This is a genomic window from Streptomyces sp. NPDC002181 (assembly GCF_042890485.1).
Taxonomy (GTDB): domain Bacteria; phylum Actinomycetota; class Actinomycetes; order Streptomycetales; family Streptomycetaceae; genus Streptomyces.
Genome location: NZ_JBIASC010000003.1, coordinates 169,543 through 192,873 on the forward strand (window position 1 = coordinate 169,543; position 23,331 = coordinate 192,873).

Sequence of the window (23,331 nt, forward strand, 5' to 3'; positions counted from 1 at the left end):
TCCGTATCGCATCTACAACGTAGCTCCGGAGGGGAGGCCCAGCGAGTCGGCGGTGCCGGAACGCCGGGACGCCCGGGGCGGTCGGCCGCACAGCCGGTCGGCCGCCCCGCCGCACACCAGGTCGGCCGGTCACAGGATCGCGAGGGGATTGACGGGAGAACCGGTCGCCGCGGGCAGCCGCAGCGGCGCGATCACGCAGGCGAACGACCAGCGGCCCTCCCGCTCGCAGAGGGGGGCCAACTCCTCGAACTGCAGGTAGTCGAGGAGGTGCAGCCCCATCGCGTGGATGGCGAGCACGTGGACCGGGTACGCGACGCTCCGCGCGGCGCTGGGAGCCGTGTCGTTGTTGCCGTCGCTGCCGAGTACGGCCACCTGGCGCTCGGACAGGAAGCGCAGGGCGGTCGGGTGGAGTCCGGCCCGCGCGCCGGCCGCGTCCCAGGCGCCGAGCTCCCGGCGCCGGCGCCGGTGCCCGACGCGTACGAGGAGGATGTCGCCCCTGCCGACCCGCAGCCCCTGCGCCGCTTCGGCGGCGGCGAGGTCCTCGGCGCTCACGTGCGATCCCGGTTCGAGCCAGGGGGCACCGTGCAGGCGCGGGATGTCCAGGAGCACCCCCCGGCCCACGATGCCGTCGCGGGCCAGGTCGATGGAGAGGGCCGAGGCGCCGTCCGCGGAGAGCACGTCCGCGGCCGGAACGCCGCCGTGCAGGGTGCCCTCGTAGATGACGTGGCAGAGCGCGTCGATGTGGCTGTCGACGTCGCCGTGGATGTTCATGGCGATGCGGTCCCGGGCGAACTGCAGGCCGTCCGGATCCGGGGTACCGCCGGCGGGCGCGGTGAGCCGGTGCTCCGCCGGTTCGGCGTTGTCCGGTCCCTCGCGGGTGCTCACGGGCGCTGCGAGGGAGACCGTGCGGCCGGAGCGGACCTCGCCGAGGGCGGCCAGCGTCCGTTCGGGGGTCAGGGTGGCCAGGGCTCCCCGGGGCGAGCCGCCGCCGGGCGCCGTGCGCCGCAGCTCACGGTAGAGCGACCGGAAGCCGGCCTCGGTCATCCCGTCGGGCGTACCCATGTCCTCACCATCGGGCACGCCCGCCGCCGGCGCGCGCCGGGCCGCGGCGCGGCCGCATCCGATTTGCCGAGCTCCCGGGGCGCCGCGTTAATGGACGAGCGGCCTCGTCCGGGCCCGACGCACCCGTGCGCCGCCCTCTCACACGCGGAGGTTCGCTTGGACATGCTGCACGTCCGGGCCGTGAGCCCGCCGGACCTCACGGGACGTGTCATGGCCCTGTTGAGCGCCCAGCCGTGTGTCCTCAACCTCTCCCTCCAGCCCGGCAGCGTCCGCAACCCCGACGGCGACGCCATCGTGTGCGACGTGCTGACCGGAGTCGCCAACGAGGTACTGCGCGGGCTGCGCGACCTCGGACTCGAACGGCGCGGGTCCATCGTCCTCGACCCGATCGACACGGCCTTCTCGGACCACGCGGCCAGGGCCGGGGCCGAGGTGCTCGGGTCCCGGCTGCGCGTGCCGGTATGGGAGCAGGTGGAGGCCCGGATCCGGGCCGAGGGCCGCTACCCGCCGAGCTTCTACCTCTTCATGGCCATCGCCGGTGTCATCGGTGCGGTCGGCATCATCACCAACTCGCAGATCCTCATCGTCGCGGCCATGGTGGTCGGTCCGGAGTACGCGGCCGTCACCAGCGTCGCCCTGGGCCTCGACCACCGTTCCCGCTCCCCCGTCCGGGAGGGCCTCACGGCGCTGCTCGCGGGCTTCGCGCTGGCCGTGGCGGCCACCTTCCTGTTCGGTCTGTTCGTCCGCGGGTTCGGCCTCCAGCCGCGGGCCTTCGAGCTCGGGATCAGGCCGGTGTCGAACCTGATCCACACGCCCAATTTCTTCTCGGCCGTGGTGGCCGTGCTCGCCGCTATCGTGGGCATCGTCTCCCTGACCGAAGCCCGCACCAGCGCGCTGCTCGGCGTGTTCATCTCGGTGACCACCATTCCGGCCGCGGCCGACATCGGGGTCTCGTGCGCCTTCGCCGCCTGGCACGACGCCCTGGGATCCCTCTTCCAGCTGCTGCTCAACATCGCCGTGCTGATCCTGGTCGGAACCGGGACGCTCAAGGCCCAGCGGGCGATGTGGCGCAGCGGCAGCGCACGCCGGAACCGGCGGCCCGGGACGTGAACGCGGCCGCCGCCCTGTCGGAAGACCAGGTGTTCACGGGCCTCGCACTGATCGTCGTCCTGGCCGTGGGCTCCCAGCTGCTGGCGAGCCGGCTGCGCGTCCCCGCGCTGATCGTCCTGCTGCCGGCCGGATTCACCGCCGGCGCGCTGACCGGTGACGTCAACCCCGAGGAACTGCTCGGAGCCGCCTTCTCCCCCCTGGTCTCGCTGGCCGTCGCGGTGATCCTCTACGACGCCGGGCTCGGCCTGGACCTCAAGCGGTTCAGGGAGCACACCCGCCGGGTCGTCGTGCGGCTGATCTGGCTCGGCGCGCTGCTCACCGCGGGGTCGGCGGCGCTCCTCGCCGGCGTTCTGCTGGGAATGTCGGGCGGCTCCGCCGTGATGCTGGGAGCCATCCTGATCGTGTCCGGCCCGACCGTCGTCGGACCGCTGCTGGGCTTCGTACGTCCCACGGAACGCCTCCAGCACGTCCTCATCTGGGAGGGCACGCTCATCGACCCGGTGGGAGCCATCCTGGGCGCCCTCGTCTTCCACGGCGTGGTGGCCGGGAACAGCAGCGGCATCGCCGGCAAGGTCGTGCAGTTCACCACGAGTGCCGCGGTGGGCCTGGCCGGCGGCATCGTGGGGACCGTGGTGCTCGTGCTGCTGCGCAGGCTGCGGCCGGGGGCGGTACTGGGGACCACGGTCCAGCTGGCCGCGGTGATCGGTGTGGCGGCGGCCTGCGATGTGATCCGGGACGACACGGGCCTGATCGCCGCCGTTCTGATGGGGCTGGCCGTGGCGAACCTGCCCGGCGCCGAGACGGGCGCCCGCAATCCGTTCTTCGAGACCCTGGTGCACCTGGTCATCGGTCTGCTGTTCATCTCCATCTCGGCCACCGTCAGTCCCGGTTCGCTGCGCCACGTGGCGCTGCCGACGCTCGCGCTCGTGGCGGTCCTCGTCCTGGTGACCAGACCGCTCGTGGCGGCCCTCGCGTCGCTCGGTACGGATCTGACGCGCGGGGAGCGCGGTTTCCTGGGCTGGATGGCGCCGCGCGGGATCGTGGCCGCGGCCACCGCCTCGACCTTCTCCGCGACGCTGGCCGCCCAGGGCGTGGGCGGCGCGTCGAAGATCCTTCCCGCCACGTTCGTCGTGATCGTGGTGACCGTCACGCTCTACGGGCTCACCGCCCGGCCGGTCGCCAAGCGGCTGGGCGTCGTGCGTCCGTCGCGCTCCCGGCCGCTGCTCGTGGGCGGTGATCCCTGGGTGGTCGATCTGGGACTGGCCCTGCGCTCGGCCGGGCTGGAGGTCGTCATGTGGGCGGGGCACGACGCGCAGCGGGACAGGATCAGGGCGGCCGGGCTCGAACTGGCCCCCGGGGAGCTGTTCGCCGCGGCCACCGGTTCGGGCGCCGAGCTGGAGGGCCTCACCGGCGTCCTGCTGCTCACCGACGAGAGCGACTTCAACGCCCTGGCCTCCATGAACCTCCAGGGCAGCGTGGAGGGACCGGTGTACCGCCTGGGGCCGCCGAGCGACACCCAGGGCGTCGTCGCCCCGTACACCGGCGGCCGGGTGCTCTTCGACAGCGCGCTGACCGGAGCCGAGCTGTCCCGCCGTCACGACCGGGGCGCCCGCCTCGTCACGCGCCGCCTCGACGGGCCCGTCCCGGCCGGACACCACCTGCTGTTCCTGGTGCGAGCGGACGGCACGCTGCTCCCCGTGACCCGGGCCGGCGGCCCGGTGCCGCGGCCCGGGGACGTCGCCGTACTGCTGGACGGTTGAAGACGCCGGGCACCACCACCGGGGTCAGCGGTCCGTGCCCGGATCTCACCGGTCCGGGCCCGGATCCCGGTTCGCGGAGGTGCGCCGCAGATCGTTCTCGGCGAGGGGCTGCAGGGTGCCGCCGGTGTCCAGCCGGTAGAGCAGGACCAGCGGCGGTCCGACGAGCACGATCGCGATGCCGGTGACCAGGAGCAGCCAGCGCAGGGTCGTCGAGGCTCCGGCCGCCTGGTCCACGGTCAGCGAGGTGGGGATGAGATAGGGCCGCATGGCCAGCCCCCAGGCGAACACGACGAGGGCCACGCTGGCGACCGCCGTGATCCTCGCCCAGCCCGTGGCCGTGCGGTACAGCAGTGCGGCGGTGGCCACGGCGCAGACGACGGCGGCCAGGACGAGGGCGAGGGCGGCGCCGCCGGTGAGGCCGTCGTAGACGTAGCGCGCGTCGTGGTGGGTGACGGCGAGGCCGACGACGGCCAGGACGGCGAGAGCGAGGAGGCTGCACCAGGCCCGCAGCCGGAAGTAGTGGACGAGGTCGGGGGCGTCGAAGCGGCGGGCGTCGGCGGTGAGGAACACCGCGCCCAGGAAGGCGGTCGCGGCGACGGTGAGCAGCCCGGCGAGCACGGAGGTGCCGTTGGACCACGCGTCGGCGGACGCCTTCGTCCCCGGAGCGACCCGGCCCGTGGCCAGACCGCCGACCACCGCTCCGAGGAAGAAGGGCACGAGCAGGGAGGACACGGCGAAGGCGGCGCCGTAGATCCTGCGGCGCGAGAGGCGTGTCATGGGCTTGCGGAGGGCGAAGCCGGCACCGCGCAGGACGAGGCCCACGGCCGCGAGCGCCAAGGGGAGCCACATGGCGGTGAAGACCGTCTGGAACAGGATCGGAAAGCCGGTCCACATGAAGACGAGGACGAAGATGAGCCAGACGTTGTTCGTCTCCCAGACGGGCTCCATCGCGTGGTCGATCAGCCACCGGGGCCGCTTGCCCCGTTCGGAGCCGCCCGCGAAGAGGTCCCAGAACCCGGCTCCGTAGTCGGTGCCGCCCGCGCACGCGTAGGCGGCGACCGCCGCCAGCAGCACCCAGGCCACGACGTCCTGGATCATCGCCCTCCTCCGTCACCGTGTGCGGAGCCGTGGTCCGGCGCGGCAGCGGCGGTCGTCCGGCGGGGCCCGTAGGGGGTGTCGCCTTCCGGGGTTCCGGAGGCGTGGGCGTCGCCGTGCTGTTCATCGGCGGCCCGCCAGCGGGTGCGCATCTTGAGCAGGATGGTCAGGAAGGTGGCGAAGATCAGGGCGTAGACCACGATGACGATGGCGAACATCGCCCACAACGACGAGGCCCGGGTGTCCGTGACGGCTTCGGACACCCGCATGTTCTCGTAGACGATCCAGGGCTGGCGACCCACTTCGGCGGTGATCCAGCCGCATTCCACCGTCAGCAGGCAGGCCGCCCCGGCCACGGCGGCGCACCGGAAGAACCACGGTGAGCGCGGCAGGTCGCGGCGGCGCAGCCAGCACCAGCCGTACCAGAGCGCGAGCAGGACGAGCAGGCTGCCGATCGTCACCATGATGTCGAAGGCCCAGTGGGCGATGGTGGCCTGGGTCGCCGTGGGGCGGTCGCTCGCGGGGACCGACGACAGCCCCGTCACCTTGGTGGAGGGGCTGAAACCGGCGAGGATCGAGTCCAGTTGGGGGATCTTGATCCCGCCGGAGATCGATCCGTCGGGATGCAGGCGGCCGAAGACGTACTCCGGTACGTGGGTGTCCGTCTCCCAGACGATCTCGGTGGCGGCGAACTTGATCGGCTGCTTGTTGAAGACGGACCGCGCGATGGAGTCCCCGAGGACGAACTGCACGGGGGTGAGGATCGCGGCGACGGTGAACGGAACGGTGAAGCCGAGCCGGTGGTAGTGATCGCGCCGGCCGCGCAGCCAGCCGACCGCGTACACCCCGGCCACGACGTAGCCGGCCGTGAGGACGACGCCCGCCACGAAGTGCCAGTACTCGGGGCCGAACATCGGCGTGAAGATCGCCTTGCGGACGTCGACGTCCACGGGGTTGCCGTCCGCGTCGAGCGAGAAGCCGCGCGGCGTGTTCATCCAGGAGTTCGCGGCGATGATGCCGAACGCCCCCAGCAACGCCGTCAGCGGCAGGGGCAGACCCAGCCAGAAGTGCGTCCACGGCTTCAGCCGCCGCCAGCCGTAGAGGTAGATGGCGATGAGGATCGCCTCCAGGAAGAACGCCCACGCCTCGACGCCGAACCCGAGGCCGAAGACATCGCCCCACCGGCCCATCAGGCCCGGCCAGAGGAGGCCGAACTCGAAGGAGAGCACGGTCCCGGTAACGATGCCGATGGCGAACTGCACGGCCATGACCGCAGACCAGCGCCGCGCGAGCAGCAGGGCGACCGCGTCGCCCCTGCGCAGCCCGCGGTAGTGCATCAGGAGGGTGATGGCGGGCAGGGCCACGCCGAAGGGCACGAGCAGGATGTGGGAGGCCAGGGTGAAGGCCATGAGTTCGCGGGCAGGGAGCAGCTGCGGAGGGGTGTCCGCCATGATCGCGATCGCGGTGTTCATGTGAGCCTTAGCAGTTCGTGCCGGACGGCTGGAGGACGGGGGCCTCAGCCACCGGTGGCGAACCCGGGGAACAGGGTCATGCCGCCGTCCACGTAGATCGTCGTCCCCACCACGTAGTCGAGAAGGTCGGAGGCGAGGACGGTCACGGCGTTCGCGATGTCCTCGGGGTCCCCGACGCGGCGGTACGGGATGAGCCGCAGCAGGTCGGCCTCGGCCTCGGGGGTGTCCCAGGCGCTGCGGTTGATGGGCGTGCGGATCGCACCCGGAGCGACGGCGTTCACCCGGATCCGGTGCGGGGCGAGCTCCTGCGCCAGCGTGGCCATGAGCATCTGTACGCCGCCCTTGGAGGAGGCGTAGTTGACGTGCCCGGCCCAGGGGATGATCTGGTGCACCGAGCTCATGCAAATGATCTTCCCCGCGGAGCGGGACACCTCCGGCACGACGCCGCGGCGCAGGAATTCCTTCGTCGCCTCGCGGGCGCACAGGAACTGGCCGGTGAGGTTGACGTCCAGCACCTTGCTCCACTGGGCCATGGTCATGTCGGTGAGCGCGGCGTCCCGCTGCAGACCGGCGTTCGCGACCATGATGTCGATGGTCCCGAACTCCCGGACCATCCGGGCCACCATGTCGACGACCTGGTCCTCCTGGGACACGTCGCCCTCGTGCGCGTAGGAGCGGACTCCGAAGCCCTCGATCTCCCGCACCACCTCCTCCGCGGCGTCCTGCCCGGAGACGTAGTTCACGACCACGTCGGCGCCCGCCCGCCCGAGGCCGATCGCGGTGGCCTTGCCGATGCCGGAGTTGGCACCCGTCACCAGGGCCTTCTGCCCCTTGAGGACCTGGGGAACGAGGAGCGTCCGACTGCGGTCACTGCTGCTGGCTTCCACTGAAACGCTCCCTGGGTGCTGACGGGGACACGAAATCCGCGCCACCACGAGAGCACCGCGGCATTGCCGTGGCCCGGTGGCACGACTGCCGCTGGCCCATTGGAGTGCTCTCCAGAACCGAACGGCCCAACGGAGACTCGGGAGGACGGCTGACGCGCGCGTGCCCACGGCGCGGGAGGTCCGGCCGAGCGAGGGCCGGCCGAGGCGCGGTGCCGTCCCCGCGGTGGCGGTGCCATTCCCGCGGTGGCGGTGCCATCTCCGCGATGCTGGAATGGAACCACCCGGTGTGCGGGACACCGGCCCCCGACCGGCACCTGCGAGGACGGCGAACATGCATCGAACGGGTGCCCAGTTCCGGCTGACCTGTGGTCAGCAGACCGCGGTCGTCGTGGAGTTGGGCGCCGCCCTGCGCCACTACTCCGTCGGCGGGCGCCTGGTCGTCGACGGTTTCGAGGCCGATGATCCGATCGAGGGCGGACACGGGCAGCTCCTCATCCCGTGGCCCAACCGGATCGGGGACGGCCGCTACCGGTGGCAGGGCCGGGAACTGCAGCTGCCCGTCAACGAGGTCGAACACGCCAACGCCATCCATGGGCTGCTGCGCTGGACGTCGTGGCAGGCGGTGGAGCAGGCGGACGACCGCGTCGTGCTGGCGACCACGCTCTGGCCGCAGCCCGGCTACCCCTTCCACCTGGCGGCTCGGGCGGAATACGCCCTCGACCGCCACGGCTTGACGGTCGTGATCACCGCCGTGAACCTCGGCGACGCCCCCGCACCGTACGGCGCCGGCCAGCACCCGTACCTGGCGGTGGGGCCCCGCACGGTCGACGAGATGCTGCTGGCCGTGCCCGCCCGGACCTGGCTCCGCACCGACGACCGCGGCCTGCCCACCGCGTCCGAGCCGGTCTCGGGAACGCCCCTCGACTTCACCGCGCCACGGCCCGTCGGCCCGCAGCGGCTGGACACGGCCTTCACGGACCTGCGGCGGGAAGCCGACGGGCGGGCCGTGGTACGTCTGGCCGAGCCGTCCGGCGCGTACGGCACCGATCTGTGGCTCGGCGAGGGGGCGGACCACGTGCAGGTGTTCACCGGGGACACCCTGCCCGAGCCGCACCGGCGCCGGAGCATCGCCGTGGAGCCCATGAGCTGCGGCCCCGACGCCTTCCGCCGCGACCCCGCGGGCGTACGTCTCGAACCGGGGGCCCGGCACACGCTGCGGTGGGGGCTCGCACCCTGGCCGGGGGAGTGACCGGCTCCGTCACGGCGGGCCCGCGGCGCGCCGCGCCGCACTCATTCGGCGAGTTCGCGCGCGTCCAGCGGCAGCCGCCAGACGTTGCGCCGGTGGACCGCTTCGAGTTCGGCCTGGAGCGGGGACGGCGGCACGGTCAGTACGGGGCACGGCGCGTGCGCCAGGCAGTGGCGGGCGACCGAGGGCCGCAGCAGGCGGCGTACGAGGCCCCGCGAGCCCGTCCCCACGACCAGCAGGTCCCCGGGGCCGCTCACCGCGTCGACGAGGGCCGCGCCTGCCGTGGCCCGTACGGCATGGCCCGCGAGGGCCACACCCGGGCCGGCCGGGCCGAACGCGGTGTTGAGGGCGATCCGCAGCCTTTCCACCGCCGCGGCTTTGACGGCGGCCGCCATCGGGACCCCGCCCGGACCGCGGCTTCCCAGGTCACCGCCCGGCGGCTGCCAGGCCAGGACCACCCACAGCTCCGCACCCCGCCACCGGGCCTCGGCGGCGGCCCGGTGCAGGGCCGTCAGGCTCCCGGAGCTCCCGCTCACGCCGACCACGACTCTCTGCCCCACCGCGTCCACCCCTCGTCCGGTCCGCTGCCGGAACCCATGCAAGCGCCCGCCGGGCGGATGAGGGTGGTCCGCTGACGGCTTCCTGACGCGGACGCCGCGAACCATGACGGGCCGCTGACGCGGCCCCGGCGCCGGCGCGGGAGCCGTGAATCGATCGAATGTTCGAGTGGCGCGATATGATGGGTCCCGTGAGCACGATCCCCGGCCTCCAGGGCTCCCTCTTCGACCAGGGCGACGAGATCCGCCTCGGCCCGCTCTCCGGGCTGCGCCGCACCGCGCTGGGGGAGGGCGCCTGGGTCGACCACCTGCCCGGCTGGCTCTCGGGCGCGGACACCCTGTTCGAGCGCCTCGCCGAGGACGTGCCGTGGCGGGCCGAGCGCCGCCGGATGTACGAGCGCGAGGTCGACGTGCCCCGCCTGCTCGCCTTCTACGGCGAGGACGAGCCGCTGCCGCACCCGGTACTGGTCCAGGCTCGCGCCGCGCTGACCGGGCACTACGCCGCAGAGCTGGGGGAGCCGTTCACCACCGCGGGGCTCTGCCTCTACCGCGACGGCCGCGACAGCGTCGCCTGGCACGGGGACCGCATCGGCCGGTCCGCCACCGAGGACACGATGGTCGCGATCCTCTCGGTGGGCGACCCCCGCGATCTCGTCCTGCGCCCGCGGGACGGAGGGCCCGTCCTGCTGCGCCTGCCCCTGGGGCACGGCGACCTCGTCGTGATGGGCGGCTCCTGCCAGCGGACGATGGAGCACGCGATCCCCAAGTCCCGCCGCGCCGTCGGCCCCCGCATCAGCATCCAGTACCGCCCCCGAGGGGTCCGCTGAGCCCGGGGGTCCCGTCCGCGTCAGTGGCCGTAGGCGCTCGGCTCCGGCGTCCCCGCTCGGGTTGGGCCCGGCCCTGAACGCCCCGACCGGCCGCCACCAGGCCCAGGCAGTCCGCCACGGCATCCCCGGTCCGGCCGCGGCGATCCGCTCCGCGTGAGCGTCGTGCCCGAGCACCCTTTGCGGGGCGTGCGGGCCATGGTGCCGCAGGCCACTGACGGTCCCCGGTCCAGGGGCCCTGCGCCTGGGGCGGTTCCACCCCCTAGGCCGGGTCCGGCTCCTTGGCCGGGGCGGGCCTGGGGGCCGTCGCCGCGCCCGGCTGCCGCACGGCGGAGGCCGCCGCGTGCAGCGAGCGCAGCGCCAGCAGCAGTACGCCGATGTCGTCGAGGTACACCGGGTCCGGGATCAGGTCCACCGGGGAGACGGTGTAGATCACCGCGACCCAGAACAGGGCCTTGTCGCGCAGCGGGATCCCCGCGTCGAGCAGCAGCCTCCGGGCGGCGAAGACCCGTACGAGGAGCACGCCGGCCGCGATCGCCAGCCCGAGGGCGACGACCGCGGCGATCGTCAGCCAGACCGTCCAGTCCATGTCACCCCTATACCCCGTTCGGGCCCGTTATCCGATCCGCGCTATCCGCCGTGTTCGCGCAGCCGGCGGCTCACCTCGCCCAGTCCGTCCGCGAGCGCTTCGAGCTGCGCGGGCGTGAGCACGTCGATCAGCGCCTCCCGGACCATCGCCACGTGCCCCGGCGCGGCCTCCTCCAGGCGGGCCCGGCCGGCGTCGGTGAGCACGGCGAATACCCCGCGCACATCGGAGGGGCAGCTGCGGCGGCGGACCAGGCCCGCCTTCTCCAGCTGGGTGACCTGGTAGGTCAGTCCGCTTTTCGAATTGATCAGGCCATTGGCCAGTTCCGTCATCCGCAGCTCACCGTCCGGAGCCGCGGAGAGCCGTACGAGTATCTCGTACTGCGGGTGCGAGAGGCCGGAGTCGTCCTTGAGCTGTTGGTCGAGGCGGCGGTTCACCAGAGCGGAGGCGGCCAGGAAGCCGCTCCAGGCGCGCATCTCGCGCTCGTCCAGCCATCTCGTTTCAGCCATGGGCCCAGCCTACACGGGTTGTTCCAATTTGAATCACTGGTTAGGGTCGGAGCTGGCGGTTCGAATTTGAACAACCTGTGCGCCGATCCGTGCGCCAACCCGCTCCACCGCAACTCCGTCCCCGCCCGGACCGCCCGACCGGAAGGATCCCCCCATGACCAGCCCCTCCGTCACCACGACGAAGCCGCAGGCCGCAGCCGTACCGGCCGTCCCGCTCGCCTTCTCCACCTCCGCCCACGACGCCGGCCTGCTCCTCCTGCGCGTCGTCCTCGGACTCACCATGGCCGGCCACGGCACCCAGAAGCTCTTCGGCTGGTTCGGCGGGGGCGGCCTCAGCGGCACCGGCCAGTTCTTCACCGCCAGCGGCTACCCCGCGGGCGACGCCATGGCCGTCGTCGCCGGCCTCACCGAGACCCTCGGCGGCCTCGGCCTCGCCCTCGGACTGCTCACCCCGCTCGCCGGGGCCGCCGTCGTCGGCACCATGATCAACGCGATCGCCGTCCACGGCGCCGGCGCGTTCTTCGCCCCCAAGGGCATCGAGTACGAGCTGCTGCTGACCGTCGCGGCGGCCGCCGTGGCCCTCACCGGCCCCGGCAAGTACGCCGCCGACCGCTTCCTGCCCGTCCTGCGCGGCCACCGGCTGGCCCACGGCCTCCTCGCCGTCGCCCTCGCCGTGGTCATCGCGGGCGCGCTGCTCCTCGTGCGCAACTGATCCCCGCGCTCGACCGCGCGCCCGAGGGTGCCCGGGTCCCGGACTGATTGGGCCCGGGCATTCGCGGGAACAGCGCACAAATGACACAACCCATCGAAGACTACGCACTCATCGGCGACCTCATGACCAGCGGGCTCGTCGGCCGCGACGGGTCCCTCGACTGGCTGTGCCTGCCGCGCTTCGACTCGCCCGCCTGTTTCGCGGCGCTCCTCGGAGACAAGGAGAACGGCCACTGGCGCATTTCCCCCGCCGGGGCCCCCGACGACGAGCAGTGCGCCCGCCGCGCCTACGTCGACGGCTCGCTGGTCCTGGAGTCGTACTGGGACACCCCGGACGGCGGATCGTTCAAGGTCGTCGACTTCATGCCGCAGCGCGACGAAGCCCCCGACGTGATGCGCATCGTCGAGTGCCTGAGCGGAGAGGTCACCGTGCGCAGCGTGCTGCGCCTGCGGTTCGACTACGGGAACGTCGTCCCCTGGGTCCGGCGCGTGGACGGTGAGCGGGTCGCCGTCGCCGGCCCCGACTCCGCGTGGTTCCGCAGCGAACCGGCCGTGCCCACCTGGGGCGAGGCCAACAGCACCTGCTCGGAGTTCAGCCTCGCCGCCGGCGAGCGGGTCGCCTTCGTCCTCACCTGGCACGCCTCGCACGAACCCCGCCCCGAGCCCTGCGACCCGTACGAGGCGCTGCGCACCAGCCTGGCCGACTGGCGGGACTGGTCCGCCCAGTGCACTTACAAGGGCCCCTACGAGCAGGCCGTCACCCGCTCCCTGATCACCCTCAAGGCCCTCACCTACGCCCCGACCGGCGGCATCGCGGCCGCCGCCACCACCTCCCTGCCCGAGGAGATCGGCGGCGTCCGCAACTGGGACTACCGGTACTGCTGGCTGCGCGACTCCACCCTGACCCTCGGCTCGCTCCTGGAGACCGGCTTCCTGGACGAGGCACGCGCCTGGCGCGCCTGGCTGCTGCGCGCGATCGCCGGCGACCCGGCCGACCTGCAGATCATGTACGGCATCGGCGGCGAGCGGCGGATCCCCGAATTCGACCTGCCCTGGCTGCGCGGCTACGCCTCCTCCGCCCCGGTCCGGGTCGGCAACGCCGCCGTGGACCAGCTCCAGCTCGACGTCTACGGGGAGGTCCTCGACTCCCTCTACCTGGCCAGGTACAACGGCCTGCCCGGGGAGCGGCACGCGTGGCGGATCCAGCTCGCGCTCCTGGACTTCCTGGAGCGCAACTGGCGGCGGCCGGACGAGGGCCTGTGGGAGGTGCGCGGTCCACGCCGGCACTTCGTGCACTCCAAGGTCATGGCCTGGGTCGCCGCGGACCGGGCCGTCCGCACGATGGAGAGCGATCCCTCGCTGCTGGGCGACGTCGAGCGGTGGCGGACCATGCGGGACGAGGTCCACCGAGACGTGATCGACAACGGCTTCGACCCGGTGCGCGGCACCTTCACGCAGTACTACGGCTCCCGCGAGCTCGACGCGGCGACCCTGCTCATCCCGCGGGTCGGGTTCCTGCCGCCCGGGGACCCGCGCGTGATCGGCACCGTCGACGCGGTCCGGGCCGAGCTGGGCAGCAGCGGCCTGGTCCGCCGCTACAGCACCGAGGGGCCGTCCGTGGACGGGCTGCCCGGCGACGAAGGGGCCTTCCTGGCCTGCTCGTTCTGGCTCGCCGACGCGCTGCACATGACCGGGCGGGAGAAGGAGGCCCGGGAGCTGTTCGAGCGGCTGCTGGCCGTCCGCAACGACGTGGGGCTGCTCGCCGAGGAGTACGACCCGGTGGCCGGACGCCAACTCGGCAATTTCCCGCAGGCGTTCAGTCACGTCGGTCTGGTGAACACGGCCATCACCCTGGGGCGTACGCACGCCCCGCCCACCCTCGACCCGCCCACCGGCTGACCGTCCGCCCTCCGACCGCCCGCCGCGGGAGCGGCCGGGTCAGGCGGGGGCGGCGGGCCGGGCGGTGGCCGCCGCGCACCGCCGCAGGTGGTCGGCGGTCGCGGCATCGGCCGGGAGGAAGGCCTCCAGGTGCAGCTCGGCCAGGGTGACGTCGACGGCGGTGGCGAACGAGGTCAGCGTGGTCAGCAGCCGCAGCTCGCCGCCGTCCGTCCGCAGTCTCAGGGGCACCGCGAAGCCCAGGTGGTCCGGGCCCGGCGGCGGCGCAGCGGGCAGGTGGCCGGTCAACTCGGCGATGAGTTCGTCGAGTTCCGGATCCGGATGGGCCGTGGCCCGGGCGCGCAGGCTTTCCGTGATGTGCCGCCCCCATGCCGCCAGGTTCATCACGCGCGGCGCCATGCCCTCGGGGTGCAGCGCGAGCCGCAGCACGTTGACCGGCGGCGCGAGCAGGTGCGCGGCCGCGCCCTCGGTCAGTACCCCGAACGCCGCGTTGGCCAGGACGAGTTCGCCGCGCGGGCCGGCGACCACCGCCGGGTACGGCAGGTGTCCGGTCAGGATGGACCGCAAGGCCTCCATGGCCGGCCCGATCGCCGCCGACTCCGCGGGTGATTCCGCGTACGCCGGGGCGTAACCGGCGCTCAGCAGCATCGAGTTGCGCTCCCGCAGCGTCAGGCCGAGGGACTCGGAGAGCCGGACCACCATCGCCCGCCCCGGTGCCGAACGCCCGCTCTCGATGAAGCTGAGGTGCCGCTGGGTGGTCCCGGCCAGGGTGGCCAGTTCGAGCTGGCTCATCCGGCGCAGCGCCCGCCGGCGGCGGACCTCGCGGGCGAACGGGGTGGGCGCGGCGGCAGCGGTGGTGGCCATGTGCCCTTTCTAGCCGCCGCCGGCCGGACCCGGCGATTCCCCGCAGGGAATTGCCGGGCGTGTCTCCGGCCCCGGAACCTGGGCGCAACACCCCACCCCGACCCACCCGGAGGACGCGATGCGCTCGTACCACCTGGAAGCATTCGGCGGCATCGAGGGGATCGTGCTGCGCGACGGCGGCCTACCCCGGCCGGAGCCCGTCGGCCCCAACGGCATCGTCGTCGCCGTCCGGGCCGCCTCCCTCAACAAGCGGGACCTGCTCATCCTCGACCGGCTCTACCCGCTGCCCGCCGTGCCCGGCGTGATCCCGCTCAGCGACGGCGCCGGCGAGGTGGTCGCCGTCGGGGAGGCGGTGACCCGCTTCGCGGTGGGCGACCGCGTCTCCTGCGCCTACTTCCCGCGCTGGCGTACCGGCCGGATCACCCCGGACGCCCTGGACCAGCCCGGCTGCACCCTCGACGGGATGCTCGCGGAGTACGCCGTACTCGACGAGCAGTGGGCGGTCCGCGTGCCGGACCACCTGACCTGGGAGGAGGCGGCCACGCTGCCCTGCGCGGGGGTCACCGCCTGGAACGCGCTGACGGGCGGGGAGCCGCTGCTGCCCGGTCAGACCGTGCTGACGCTCGGGACCGGCCCGGTCGCCCTCTTCGCCGTGCAGTTCGCGAAACTGCTGGGCTGCCGGGTCGTGTCGACCACCTCCAGCGCCGCCAAGGCGGACCGGCTCAAGGCGCTCGGAGCCGACGAGGTGGTGGACTACCGGCGCACGCCCGACTGGGGCCGGGCCGTACGCGAGCTCACCGGCGGCCTCGGCGCCGACGTCGTCGTGGAGACCGGAGGCCCCGAGACCATCGAGCAGTCGGTGCGTGCGAGCGCCCTGTACGGGCAGATCGCCCTGCTGATCACGGCGAGCGCCGCCAAGTCCGGGATCGAGATATCGCACGCGGCGTACGCGTCGAGCCTGGCCACGATCCGCCGGGTCTTCGTCGGCAGCCGCACGCAGTTCGAGGACATGAACCGGGCGGTGGCCGCCCACGGGCTGCGCCCGGTCGTCGACCGTGTGCACCCCTTCGGGCAGGCGCACACGGCCTATCGCGAGTACGCGGCGGACGCGCCCTTCGGCAAGGTCGTCATCACGATGGACGGAGCCGTGGACGGAGCCCGCGGGCACTGAACCCGTACGGCCCCGCCCGTCGCGCGCGGGAGCGGATCAGACGGCTGCTGCGGGCTCGTCGTCCTCGGGGACGCTGACCAGCCAGCGGGAGTCCTGGCGCGGCCGCAGGTACAGCGCCCAGTACAGCGTGGCCACGGCCACGATCCCGCCGGTCCACACCAGGTACTGCGTCTCCTGCTGCGTCAGGATGTACGCGAGTACGGCGATCAGCGCGATCGGCACGGCCGGCCACAGCGGCATCCGCCAGGCGGCCACCTCGCGGTGCGCCCCGCGCCGGGCGAACAGCGCGGCCACCGCGACCAGCAGGTACATGCCGGTCACCGAGACGCCGGTGACCCCGTACAGGGTGTCGAGGTTGACGAAGCACAGGGCCGCGCCCGGGACGCCGACGAGGAGGGTGGCCACCCAGGGGGAGCCGAAGCGCCCCAGCTTGGACAGCGCGTGGTTGACCGGCTCGGGCCAGGCCTTGTCGCGGGCGGAGGCGAACAGCACGCGCGAGTTCTGGATCACCATGACGATGCCCGCGTTGATGATGGCGAGGGCGACGCAGAGGCTGACGAAGGTGCCGACGGCCGAGTTGGACCAGGCGGTGACCATCCCGCCGAGGTCGCCCTCGGTCAGCGCGGAGAGGTCGGGGGCGCCGACGGTGATGGCGATGACCGGGATCAGGATGACGGCCGTGGAGATGGCGAGGGTGGCGAGCACCGTACGGGCGACGTTGCGCCGCGGGTTCTCCAGCTCCTCCGACAGGTAGACGGCGGTCGAGAAGCCCTGGGTGATGAACAGGGCGATGGCGAGGCCGGAGACCACCATCATCGCGGTCACGGTGGAGGTGCCGCCGCCCTCGGCGGCGACCGTGCCGTGCACCAGCGCGTCGGCGCCGCGCTCGCTGTGCGCGAAGCCCAGGACGGCCACCAGCGCGGCCGCGACGACCTCAAGCACCAGGAAGATGCCGGTGATCCAGGCGTTGGCCCGCAGGTCGAGGAGGCCGGCGAGGGTGGCCAGCAGCATCACGCCGCCGCCCGCGACCGGGGCCGGTATGTGCACGATCGGCGCGAGGTAGTCGGCGGTGCCCATGGCGATCACCGGCGGCACGATCATCACGACCAGCAGGGACAGGACGAACACCAGCCAGCCGGCCAGCCGGCCCGACAGGGTCGACACCATCGCGTACTCGCCGCCGGCGCTGGGGATGAGGGTGCCGAGCTCCGAGTAGCAGAACGCGACGCCGATGCAGAGCAGCGAGCCGATGGCGATCGTGAGGGCGGTCCACGTCCCGAGGCTGGAGAACAGGTCGGGCACGACGACGAACAGGGTCGAAGCGGGCGTCACGCACGAGAGCGTCAGCAGTGTGCCGCCGACGACGCCGATGGAACGCTTGAGCTTCTGGGGGACGGGCCCGGTGGCAGGGGCGAGGGCCTGAGGGGCGCTGATCGTTTCAGACATCGGTGCGGGGTTCCGATCGGCTGGTGCGGTGAACTGGGGTGCGGGAGCGGTATCGCCTCCGAGGCGGTGGTGAGCAAGGTGGTTCGGGGCTCCCGGGCCGATATCGAATCCCTGCGGGATTCGCAGGTCAAGAGCAGCTCTCCTGCGGATTCCATCGTCGGCCGGCGCGGCGGCGGGCCCCGGCAGCGTTAAGACCGCGTAAACGCTGTGCGGAATGCGGGTGCGGGAACCGCAGCGGAGCGCGGGCAAATTTTCTTCCGCTTTGCCGACATGTGCCCGCGGCGACACCGGCTGCCCACGCAGTGGGCACCCCGGGCAGGGCCTCAGGCGTTCGCGGCGGTCGGGCCTCAGCCCTTCGCGGCGGTCCGGCCGTCGGAACGCGAGGCCAGCAGCAGGGCGATGTCGTCCGGCCGGTCCGCGCTGCCCCCGGCCCCGCCGATCAGCCGGTCGGCCGTCTCGGTCAGCGGAGAGGGCCGGGCCGCCGCCAGCGCCGCCCGCAGCCGCTCCACGCCGAGGTCGATGTCCTCCCCGGGCTGCTCGACCAGCCCGTCCGTGTAGAGGGCGAGCACCGAGCCCGGTGCCAGCCGCAGTTCCGTCACCGGATACGTGGCGCCGGGGTCGATGCCGAGCACCACCCCGCCCGGCAGGTCCAGCACCTCGGCCCGCCCGTCCGCGTGCCGCAGCAGGGGCTGCGGATGCCCGGCCCGGACGGCCCGCGCCCGGCCCGACACCGGGTCGAGCAGCACGTAGCAGCAGCTGGCGAACTGACCGGGGTCCAGGCCGATCAGCAGCCGGTTGGTGCCCGCCACCACCTGTTCCGGCGCACCGCCGCCGAGCGTGAAGGCCCGTACCGCGCTGCGCAGCTGGCCCATCGTCGCGGCGGCCGCCACCCCGTGGCCCTGGACGTCCCCGATCACCAGGGCGAGCAGGCCGTCGGCCGTCTCGATCACGTCGTACCAGTCGCCGCCCACGTCCATGCCCTGGGTGCCCGGCAGGTACCGGCCCACCGTCTCCACCTTGTCGCGCACCGGCAGCCGGTGCGGAAGGAGCGCCGCCTGCAGTCCGCGGGCGAGCGCCGCCTCGGTGTCGTAGCGCTGCGCCCGCTCCAGCGCCTGGGCGATCAGCCCGGCCAGCGCGGTCAGCACCGTGCGCTCCTCCGGGCTGAACCCGCGCGGTGCGTCGAAGCCGAGGATGCAGGAGCCCACCGGCCGCCCCGAGGCGATCAGCGGCAGGAAGGCGCGGGCCCCGACGTGGGCGTCCAGCGGGATCCCCGGATAGGCCTTGGCCAGGTGCTCCATCGACTCGAAGAACATCGGCCGGCCGGTGGTCAGCGTCTCCACGCCGGGCAGCCGCACGTCGAGCGCGACCCCGTCGAACCGGTCGAGGAAGCCCTGCGGGAAACCCGTCTCCCACGCCAGGTGCAGGTGCCGCTCGTTGAGCAGGTAGATCGCCAGCTGGCGGCCGCCGAAGGCGGGAAGCAGCTCCTGCGTGACCACCGCGGACACCTGCCGGGCCGTGACCGCCTCCGTCAGCGCGATCGCCAGGGACACCGGCCGGTACAGGGCCGAGGCCCGGTCGGCCGGCGAGCCCGGCCCGGCCTCCGGCCGCTCCACCGTCCCCGGCGCGTAGCCGGGCGGCTCGGCGGCGCCGATCGTCACCGTCACCCCGTCCGGGCCCGGGTACAGCTCCACCGCCACCCAGCCCGCGTCCGGCTGCCTGCCGAGGCGGGCCGGGAAGCGCACCGGCTCCCGGGACATGAACGCCGCGCGGAAGCTGTCCTCGTACGCCGGCTGCCCGAGCCAGGGCACGGCCTGCCACAGCATCCGCCCGCGCAGCTCCGGCGCGTCCAGGCCCAGCAGCGCGGCGGCGGCGCGGTTGACGTAGCGGATCCTGCCCTCGCGGTCCACGGAGAGGAGGGCGAGGGTGAGGCGCTCCACGGCCTCGCGGGCGCCCTGCGCGGTGTCCGGCGGCGGTACGCACACCGGATCGCCCGTCCAGGTCACCGGCTCCGCGGCCCCGGTCAGCGCGGCGAGCGCCCCGGCCAGCCCGTCCGCGGCGTCCCGCAGCCGCTCCCGGTCGGCGGCGTCGACCGAGGCCCCGGGAGTGGCGGGACGCAGCACGAACAGCACCCCGAACCGCTGCGCCCCGGCCATGACCGGCTCGTAGAACGAACCGAACGGAAACGGCAGCCCGGCCATCAGCTGCGGGAAGCGCCGCATGGCCACCTCCGCGTCCGGCAGGTGCACCGACTGTCCGCAGCGGAAGGCCTCGGCGACCGGGTACGGACGGTTCACCTGCATCCGCCACCAGGGACGGAACAGCCGCCCGGGCAGTCCCGAGACCACGGCAAGCAGCAGCGGGCCCTCGGCTCCAGAGCGCAGGTAGATTCCGCCCGCAAACCCGCCGACGGCCTGCACCGCATCGACGCAGGTCCGCGCGAGCACCCGGGCCATGGCGTCGGTGGCGGGGCCGCTGTCCGGTCTCGCCGTCACACAGTCAGCATGCACTGCCCACGCCGGACGCTGCATCCCGGGCTCCGGCGCCCTTCCGGTAGCCGGCCACCACCGCGAGCGCCGCCAGCAGCAGCACCGAGGCCACCGTGCGCAGCGCGACGCCCATCGCGTCCGTGAAGGCGCCGATCTGCGCCGCGTCCCGCGGGTCGCCGTGGAACCGGGAGGCCAGCACCGTGCCGACCACCGCCACTCCCAGCGCGGCGCCGATCTCCCGGGCCGCGGTGTTCAGCCCGGAGCCCAGTCCGGCCTGGTGCGCGGGCAGCTCGGCGACCACGGTCAGGGTCAGCGAGGGCGCGCACAGGCCCGTACCGACCGACAGCACCAGCAGGTAGCAGGCGTAGAGGGCGTACGGGGTGCCCGCGTCCACGGTGGAGACCAGCAGCAGCCCGGCGCCGATCAGCCCCAGCCCGGCGCCCACCGGCAGCCGCGGGCCCGTCCGGTCCGCCAGCCGGGCGCCCAGCTTCGGCACGAGCGCCATGCCGACGGTCAGCGGGACGATCGCCAGACCGGCGATCGCGGGGGAGAAGCCCTTCGCGTACTGGAGGTACTGGGCGTTGACGAAGAAGAGGGAGAAGAGCCCGAAGAAGGCGGCGCCGATGCCGAGCGAACCGGCCCGCAGCTTGCGCGAGGCGAAGATCCGTGGGTCCAGCAGCGGATGGGCCGCGCGCAGGGCGTGCCCGGTGAAAGCCGCGAGCAGCACGGCGCCGGCCGCGAAGGCGGTCAGCACCGCCGCCGAGGTCCAGCCGTACGAGGGCCCCTCGATGATCCCGTACACGACCGCGAGCAGCGCCCCGGCGAGCAGCAGCGCGCCCAGGGGATCGACGGAGGCGTCGGACCGGGCCGGGGTGCGGGGGACCGTACGGGCGACGGCGAGCGCGAGCAGCGCGCCGAGGGGTACGACGGCCCAGAACAGGGCCCGCCAGGTCAGGAACTCGCCGACCAGACCGCCCCCGACGTTGCCCGCCAGCCCGCCGAGGCCGGCGGACAGCGTCCATGTGGCCAGGGCCTGGCCGCGGCGCTCGGGCGGGGTCAGGTGGATCAGTACGGACATGGTGGCGGGCATGATCAGGGCCGCTCCGGCCCCGCACAGCCCGCGCCCGGCGATGAGGACCGCGGGGGCCGCGGCGAGCGCGCTGACCGCACCGCCCGCGGCGAACAGGCCGAGCCCGGCCAGCAGGGCGCCCTTGCGGCCGTACCGGTCGCCGAGGGCCCCGGCCGGGATCAGCAGCGCGGCGAAGACGATGACGTAGGCGTCGACCGCCCAGACCAGCTGGCCGGCGGTCGGGTGCAGGGTGGAGGCGGCGAGCTGCGGGAGCAGCAGGTTGATGGCGGCGACCATGGCCTGCGCGACGAGCACGCAGGCGCACAGGACGAGCAGCGCCGTCCGGGAGAGGGCGGCGGGCGCGGGGGCCGCGGGTTCGGCGGCCGGGCCCTTGGCGGGTTCGCCGGCCGGGCCGGTGGCGCGGTCCTTGGCGGACCGGGGGGCGGGGTCGGTGGCGGGCCGGATGGCATCCCGCGTGCGGGCATGGCGGAGCACGGCTCCTCCTCGGAGTCGGTGGCGGTGAAGGGGTGTCGGGGAGGGAAGCGCGGTCGGCGCCATCCCCCGTGACCCACCGTAGAGTTGGGGTGACCTGCTTTCCAGTGCAAGTTATGCAAGGGATGAATGCGTGTGACGCAATCCGGGCTGGACCTCAATCTCCTCGTGGCCCTCGACGTCCTGCTGGAGGAGTCGAGCGTGTCCCGCGCGGCGGCCCGGCTGCACCTCTCCGAGCCCGCCATGAGCCGCACCCTCGGCCGGATCCGCAAGGCCCTCGGCGACCCCGTGCTCGTGCGCGCCGGACGGACCATGGTCCCGACCCCGCACGCCCTCGCCGTGCACGGCGAGGTCCGCGCCGTCGTGGAGCGGGCCCGGGCCCTGTTCCTGAGCGGCGGACAGGTCGATCTGCCCACCCTCACCCGCACCTTCACCGTGCTGGCCCACGACGCCTTCGCCGCCACCTTCGGGGCCACGCTCTTCTCCCGGGTGGCCCGGGAAGCGCCCGGCGTACGGCTGCGGTTCCTGTCGGAGAGCCACGTGGACACCCCGGCGCTGCGCGAGGGCGTCGCCGACCTCGAACTCGGCGTCGTGGACAGCGGGTCCCCCGAGGTCCGCGTCGAGCGCCTCTTCGACGAGCACATGGTGGGCGTCGCCCGGGCCGGCCACCCGCTGCTGCGGGGCCGGATGACCGCACGCCGGTTCGCGGCCGCCGAGCACCTCATCGTCTCCCGGCGCGGCCGGCTGGAGGGGCCCGTGGACGCCGCCCTCGCCGAACAGGGTCTGACCCGGCGGGTGGTGGGCACCGTCGGCTCCTACCCCGCCTCCCTGTTCATCCTGCGCGAGAGCGACCTCGTCGGCCTGATCGCCTCTCAGGCCGTGCCGCTCGCCGCCGAGCTGGGGCTGGAGGCCTTCGAGGTGCCGCTCGAACTGCCGACGCTCCCCTTCGGCCTCGCCTGGCACCCGCGCCACGACGCCGACCCGGCGCACGCCTGGCTGCGGGGCCGCGCCCGCGAACTGCTCCCCGCGGTCGCCGGGCACCCCGTACGCCGTACGCACTGACCCGAACGCCTCCCCCGTCCGGGGGACCGGCCGCCGCACCCTGCCCTGGTCGGGGGCGCCGCGGGGCACGATACGCACGCGTCCCACCCCGCCACGGAAGGCAGAGCATGCGTTTCCAGTACGACACCATCGGCGAGCGCTTCGTGGAGGCGAAGACCACGGCGGCCTTCGCCGCGGCCGACACCCACACCCTGCTCGGGGCGCTCGACGCGCTCGGCGGGGTGCGCGGGCTCGACACCATCGACCTGGCCTGCGGATACGGCTACAACACGCGCCTGCTGGCGCGCGGCGGGGCCCGCCGCGCCGTCGGCGTGGACATCTCGGAGGAGATGATCCGGCTGGCCCGCGCGCACGGGGTGATCGGCGGGGGCGGCGTCGGCGCGCTGGAGGGCGCGGTGGGCGCCGTACGTCCGGTGGGCGCGGCCGGCGCGGCGGATGCGGCCGGCGCGGCGGATGCGGCGGAGGTGGCGGGCGGGCCGGGTGCGGATGGTGCGGCGGGTGCCGCGGGCGCGGCTTCGGGAGCCGGCGAGGACACCGGGGCGGCCCCCGCCGTCGAGTACGTCGTCGCCGACGCGGCCAAACTGCCGCAGATGGGCCCCTTCGACCTGGCCACCGCCGTGTACCTGTTCAACCAAGCCGCGGACCGGTCCTCCCTGCACGCCATGTTCCGGTCCATCCGCGCCAACCTGCGCGAGGGCGGCCGGCTGCTGGCCATCGTGCCGAACGCCGGCGCGTACCCGCACGTCGACTGGTCGCCGTACGGGGTCCGGATCGTCGACCGCGTCCTGGAAGGCGACGCGCCGCTGCTGAAGGCGCAGTTCCTGACCAAGCCCCCGGCCGACTTCGAATTCCGCGAGTGGGCGCACGCCGACTTCGCCGAAGCCGCCGTCGAGGCGGGCTTCTCCACGGTCGGCTGGCAGCCGAACCGGACCCCGCCCGCCGAGGGCGCGCGCGACGACGCGTACTGGACCGCGTACCGTGCCTGGCCGATCAGCTCACTGATGACCTGCACGGCGTGACGGCCCG

Annotated in this window: 20 protein-coding genes; 9 read left to right on the forward strand and 11 right to left on the reverse strand. The window is 73.7% G+C overall.

What is annotated here, in order from left to right:
• Positions 1–129: 129 nt before the first annotated feature.
• The gene (locus ACFYXV_RS10150) at positions 130–1,062 is read right to left on the reverse strand and encodes a cyclase family protein (RefSeq protein WP_389382566.1); all 933 of its coding nucleotides are present in this window, start codon (positions 1,060–1,062) and stop codon (positions 130–132) included.
• A 156-nt stretch (positions 1,063–1,218) separates the two neighbouring features.
• On the opposite strand from ACFYXV_RS10150, the gene ACFYXV_RS10155 reads away from it, so the two are divergent.
• Entirely contained in the window at positions 1,219–2,172 is a 954-nt protein-coding gene (locus tag ACFYXV_RS10155) for a DUF389 domain-containing protein (protein ID WP_385470977.1), read from the forward strand.
• 14 nt (positions 2,173–2,186) lie between these two features.
• Positions 2,187–3,932 (forward strand): cation:proton antiporter, encoded by a 1,746-nt coding sequence (locus tag ACFYXV_RS10160; RefSeq protein WP_389382834.1) that lies wholly within the window; start codon positions 2,187–2,189, stop codon positions 3,930–3,932.
• A gap of 45 nt (positions 3,933–3,977) precedes the next feature.
• On the opposite strand, the gene ACFYXV_RS10165 is transcribed toward ACFYXV_RS10160, so the two are convergent.
• From ACFYXV_RS10165 to ACFYXV_RS10175, 3 genes are read right to left on the reverse strand one after another with little or no spacing between them, the layout of a single operon-like run.
• A complete protein-coding gene (locus tag ACFYXV_RS10165) occupies positions 3,978–5,030 on the reverse strand; it encodes a cytochrome d ubiquinol oxidase subunit II (protein WP_385470975.1) in 1,053 nt (350 codons plus the stop codon).
• Entirely contained in the window at positions 5,027–6,499 is a 1,473-nt protein-coding gene (locus ACFYXV_RS10170; RefSeq protein WP_385470973.1) for a cytochrome ubiquinol oxidase subunit I, read from the reverse strand. Before ACFYXV_RS10170 ends, ACFYXV_RS10165 begins: the two co-directional genes overlap by 4 nt.
• Positions 6,500–6,543: 44 nt before the next feature.
• Positions 6,544–7,386: an SDR family oxidoreductase gene (locus tag ACFYXV_RS10175; RefSeq protein WP_385470971.1), complete on the reverse strand. Its 843-nt coding sequence runs from the start codon at positions 7,384–7,386 to the stop codon at positions 6,544–6,546.
• Between the two features lie 331 nt (positions 7,387–7,717).
• Between ACFYXV_RS10175 and ACFYXV_RS10180 the strand changes: the two genes are divergently transcribed.
• Complete coding sequence (locus tag ACFYXV_RS10180) at positions 7,718–8,635, forward strand: aldose 1-epimerase family protein (RefSeq protein ID WP_389382567.1); 918 nt, start codon at positions 7,718–7,720, stop codon at positions 8,633–8,635.
• Between the two features lie 41 nt (positions 8,636–8,676).
• Here the strand turns inward: ACFYXV_RS10180 and ACFYXV_RS10185 are convergent, their stop codons facing one another.
• Complete coding sequence (locus tag ACFYXV_RS10185) at positions 8,677–9,192, reverse strand: universal stress protein (protein ID WP_389382568.1); 516 nt, start codon at positions 9,190–9,192, stop codon at positions 8,677–8,679.
• Positions 9,193–9,380: 188 nt separating this feature from the next.
• Here ACFYXV_RS10185 and ACFYXV_RS10190 point away from each other — a divergent pair, with 188 nt between their 5' ends.
• Complete coding sequence (locus tag ACFYXV_RS10190; RefSeq protein ID WP_389382569.1) at positions 9,381–10,016, forward strand: alpha-ketoglutarate-dependent dioxygenase AlkB; 636 nt, start codon at positions 9,381–9,383, stop codon at positions 10,014–10,016.
• A 259-nt stretch (positions 10,017–10,275) separates the two neighbouring features.
• Here the strand turns inward: ACFYXV_RS10190 and ACFYXV_RS10195 are convergent, their stop codons facing one another.
• Complete coding sequence (locus ACFYXV_RS10195) at positions 10,276–10,602, reverse strand: YkvA family protein (RefSeq protein ID WP_385470963.1); 327 nt, start codon at positions 10,600–10,602, stop codon at positions 10,276–10,278.
• A 41-nt stretch (positions 10,603–10,643) separates the two neighbouring features.
• Complete coding sequence (locus ACFYXV_RS10200; RefSeq protein WP_099894117.1) at positions 10,644–11,108, reverse strand: MarR family winged helix-turn-helix transcriptional regulator; 465 nt, start codon at positions 11,106–11,108, stop codon at positions 10,644–10,646.
• 154 nt (positions 11,109–11,262) lie between these two features.
• Between ACFYXV_RS10200 and ACFYXV_RS10205 the strand changes: the two genes are divergently transcribed.
• Positions 11,263–11,820: a DoxX family membrane protein gene (locus ACFYXV_RS10205; RefSeq protein ID WP_385470961.1), complete on the forward strand. Its 558-nt coding sequence runs from the start codon at positions 11,263–11,265 to the stop codon at positions 11,818–11,820.
• Between the two features lie 80 nt (positions 11,821–11,900).
• Positions 11,901–13,718, forward strand: coding sequence for a glycoside hydrolase family 15 protein (locus tag ACFYXV_RS10210; RefSeq protein ID WP_389382570.1), 1,818 nt, complete (start codon positions 11,901–11,903; stop codon positions 13,716–13,718).
• Positions 13,719–13,757: 39 nt separating this feature from the next.
• On the opposite strand, the gene ACFYXV_RS10215 is transcribed toward ACFYXV_RS10210, so the two are convergent.
• Positions 13,758–14,579: a helix-turn-helix domain-containing protein gene (locus ACFYXV_RS10215; protein ID WP_389382571.1), complete on the reverse strand. Its 822-nt coding sequence runs from the start codon at positions 14,577–14,579 to the stop codon at positions 13,758–13,760.
• 118 nt (positions 14,580–14,697) lie between these two features.
• Between ACFYXV_RS10215 and ACFYXV_RS10220 the strand changes: the two genes are divergently transcribed.
• Positions 14,698–15,750 carry an NAD(P)-dependent alcohol dehydrogenase gene (locus ACFYXV_RS10220; protein WP_389382572.1) on the forward strand — a complete coding sequence of 351 codons (1,053 nt, stop codon included), beginning with the start codon at positions 14,698–14,700 and terminating at the stop codon, positions 15,748–15,750.
• 36 nt (positions 15,751–15,786) lie between these two features.
• Here the strand turns inward: ACFYXV_RS10220 and ACFYXV_RS10225 are convergent, their stop codons facing one another.
• From ACFYXV_RS10225 to ACFYXV_RS10235, 3 genes are all read right to left on the reverse strand, one after another.
• The gene (locus ACFYXV_RS10225) at positions 15,787–17,196 is read right to left on the reverse strand and encodes an APC family permease (RefSeq protein WP_385470953.1); all 1,410 of its coding nucleotides are present in this window, start codon (positions 17,194–17,196) and stop codon (positions 15,787–15,789) included.
• A gap of 347 nt (positions 17,197–17,543) precedes the next feature.
• A complete protein-coding gene (locus tag ACFYXV_RS10230) occupies positions 17,544–19,649 on the reverse strand; it encodes a SpoIIE family protein phosphatase (protein ID WP_385471040.1) in 2,106 nt (701 codons plus the stop codon).
• 43 nt (positions 19,650–19,692) lie between these two features.
• Positions 19,693–21,309: an MFS transporter gene (locus tag ACFYXV_RS10235; protein ID WP_389382573.1), complete on the reverse strand. Its 1,617-nt coding sequence runs from the start codon at positions 21,307–21,309 to the stop codon at positions 19,693–19,695.
• Positions 21,310–21,372: 63 nt separating this feature from the next.
• Here ACFYXV_RS10235 and ACFYXV_RS10240 point away from each other — a divergent pair, with 63 nt between their 5' ends.
• Positions 21,373–22,305 (forward strand): LysR family transcriptional regulator, encoded by a 933-nt coding sequence (locus ACFYXV_RS10240; RefSeq protein WP_389382574.1) that lies wholly within the window; start codon positions 21,373–21,375, stop codon positions 22,303–22,305.
• A gap of 107 nt (positions 22,306–22,412) precedes the next feature.
• Positions 22,413–23,324, forward strand: a complete 912-nt coding sequence (locus tag ACFYXV_RS10245; protein WP_389382575.1) for a class I SAM-dependent methyltransferase — start codon at positions 22,413–22,415, stop codon at positions 23,322–23,324.
• Positions 23,325–23,331 lie beyond the last annotated feature (7 nt).

Bases quoted from the DNA above. Each gene is read 5' to 3' on its own strand.
- ACFYXV_RS10150 (WP_389382566.1), bottom strand. From the start codon at position 1,062: ATGGGTACGCCCGACGGGATGACCGAGGCCGGCTTCCGGTCGCTCTAC.
- ACFYXV_RS10165 (WP_385470975.1), bottom strand. From the start codon at position 5,030: ATGATCCAGGACGTCGTGGCCTGGGTGCTGCTGGCGGCGGTCGCCGCC.
- ACFYXV_RS10170 (WP_385470973.1), bottom strand. From the start codon at position 6,499: ATGAACACCGCGATCGCGATCATGGCGGACACCCCTCCGCAGCTGCTC.
- ACFYXV_RS10180 (WP_389382567.1), top strand. From the start codon at position 7,718: ATGCATCGAACGGGTGCCCAGTTCCGGCTGACCTGTGGTCAGCAGACC.
- ACFYXV_RS10195 (WP_385470963.1), bottom strand. From the start codon at position 10,602: ATGGACTGGACGGTCTGGCTGACGATCGCCGCGGTCGTCGCCCTCGGG.
- ACFYXV_RS10200 (WP_099894117.1), bottom strand. From the start codon at position 11,108: ATGGCTGAAACGAGATGGCTGGACGAGCGCGAGATGCGCGCCTGGAGC.
- ACFYXV_RS10205 (WP_385470961.1), top strand. From the start codon at position 11,263: ATGACCAGCCCCTCCGTCACCACGACGAAGCCGCAGGCCGCAGCCGTA.
- ACFYXV_RS10210 (WP_389382570.1), top strand. From the start codon at position 11,901: ATGACACAACCCATCGAAGACTACGCACTCATCGGCGACCTCATGACC.
- ACFYXV_RS10215 (WP_389382571.1), bottom strand. From the start codon at position 14,579: ATGGCCACCACCGCTGCCGCCGCGCCCACCCCGTTCGCCCGCGAGGTC.
- ACFYXV_RS10220 (WP_389382572.1), top strand. From the start codon at position 14,698: ATGCGCTCGTACCACCTGGAAGCATTCGGCGGCATCGAGGGGATCGTG.
- ACFYXV_RS10225 (WP_385470953.1), bottom strand. From the start codon at position 17,196: ATGTCTGAAACGATCAGCGCCCCTCAGGCCCTCGCCCCTGCCACCGGG.
- ACFYXV_RS10230 (WP_385471040.1), bottom strand. From the start codon at position 19,649: ATGGCCCGGGTGCTCGCGCGGACCTGCGTCGATGCGGTGCAGGCCGTC.
- ACFYXV_RS10235 (WP_389382573.1), bottom strand. From the start codon at position 21,309: ATGGCGCCGACCGCGCTTCCCTCCCCGACACCCCTTCACCGCCACCGA.
- ACFYXV_RS10240 (WP_389382574.1), top strand. From the start codon at position 21,373: ATGCGTGTGACGCAATCCGGGCTGGACCTCAATCTCCTCGTGGCCCTC.
- ACFYXV_RS10245 (WP_389382575.1), top strand. From the start codon at position 22,413: ATGCGTTTCCAGTACGACACCATCGGCGAGCGCTTCGTGGAGGCGAAG.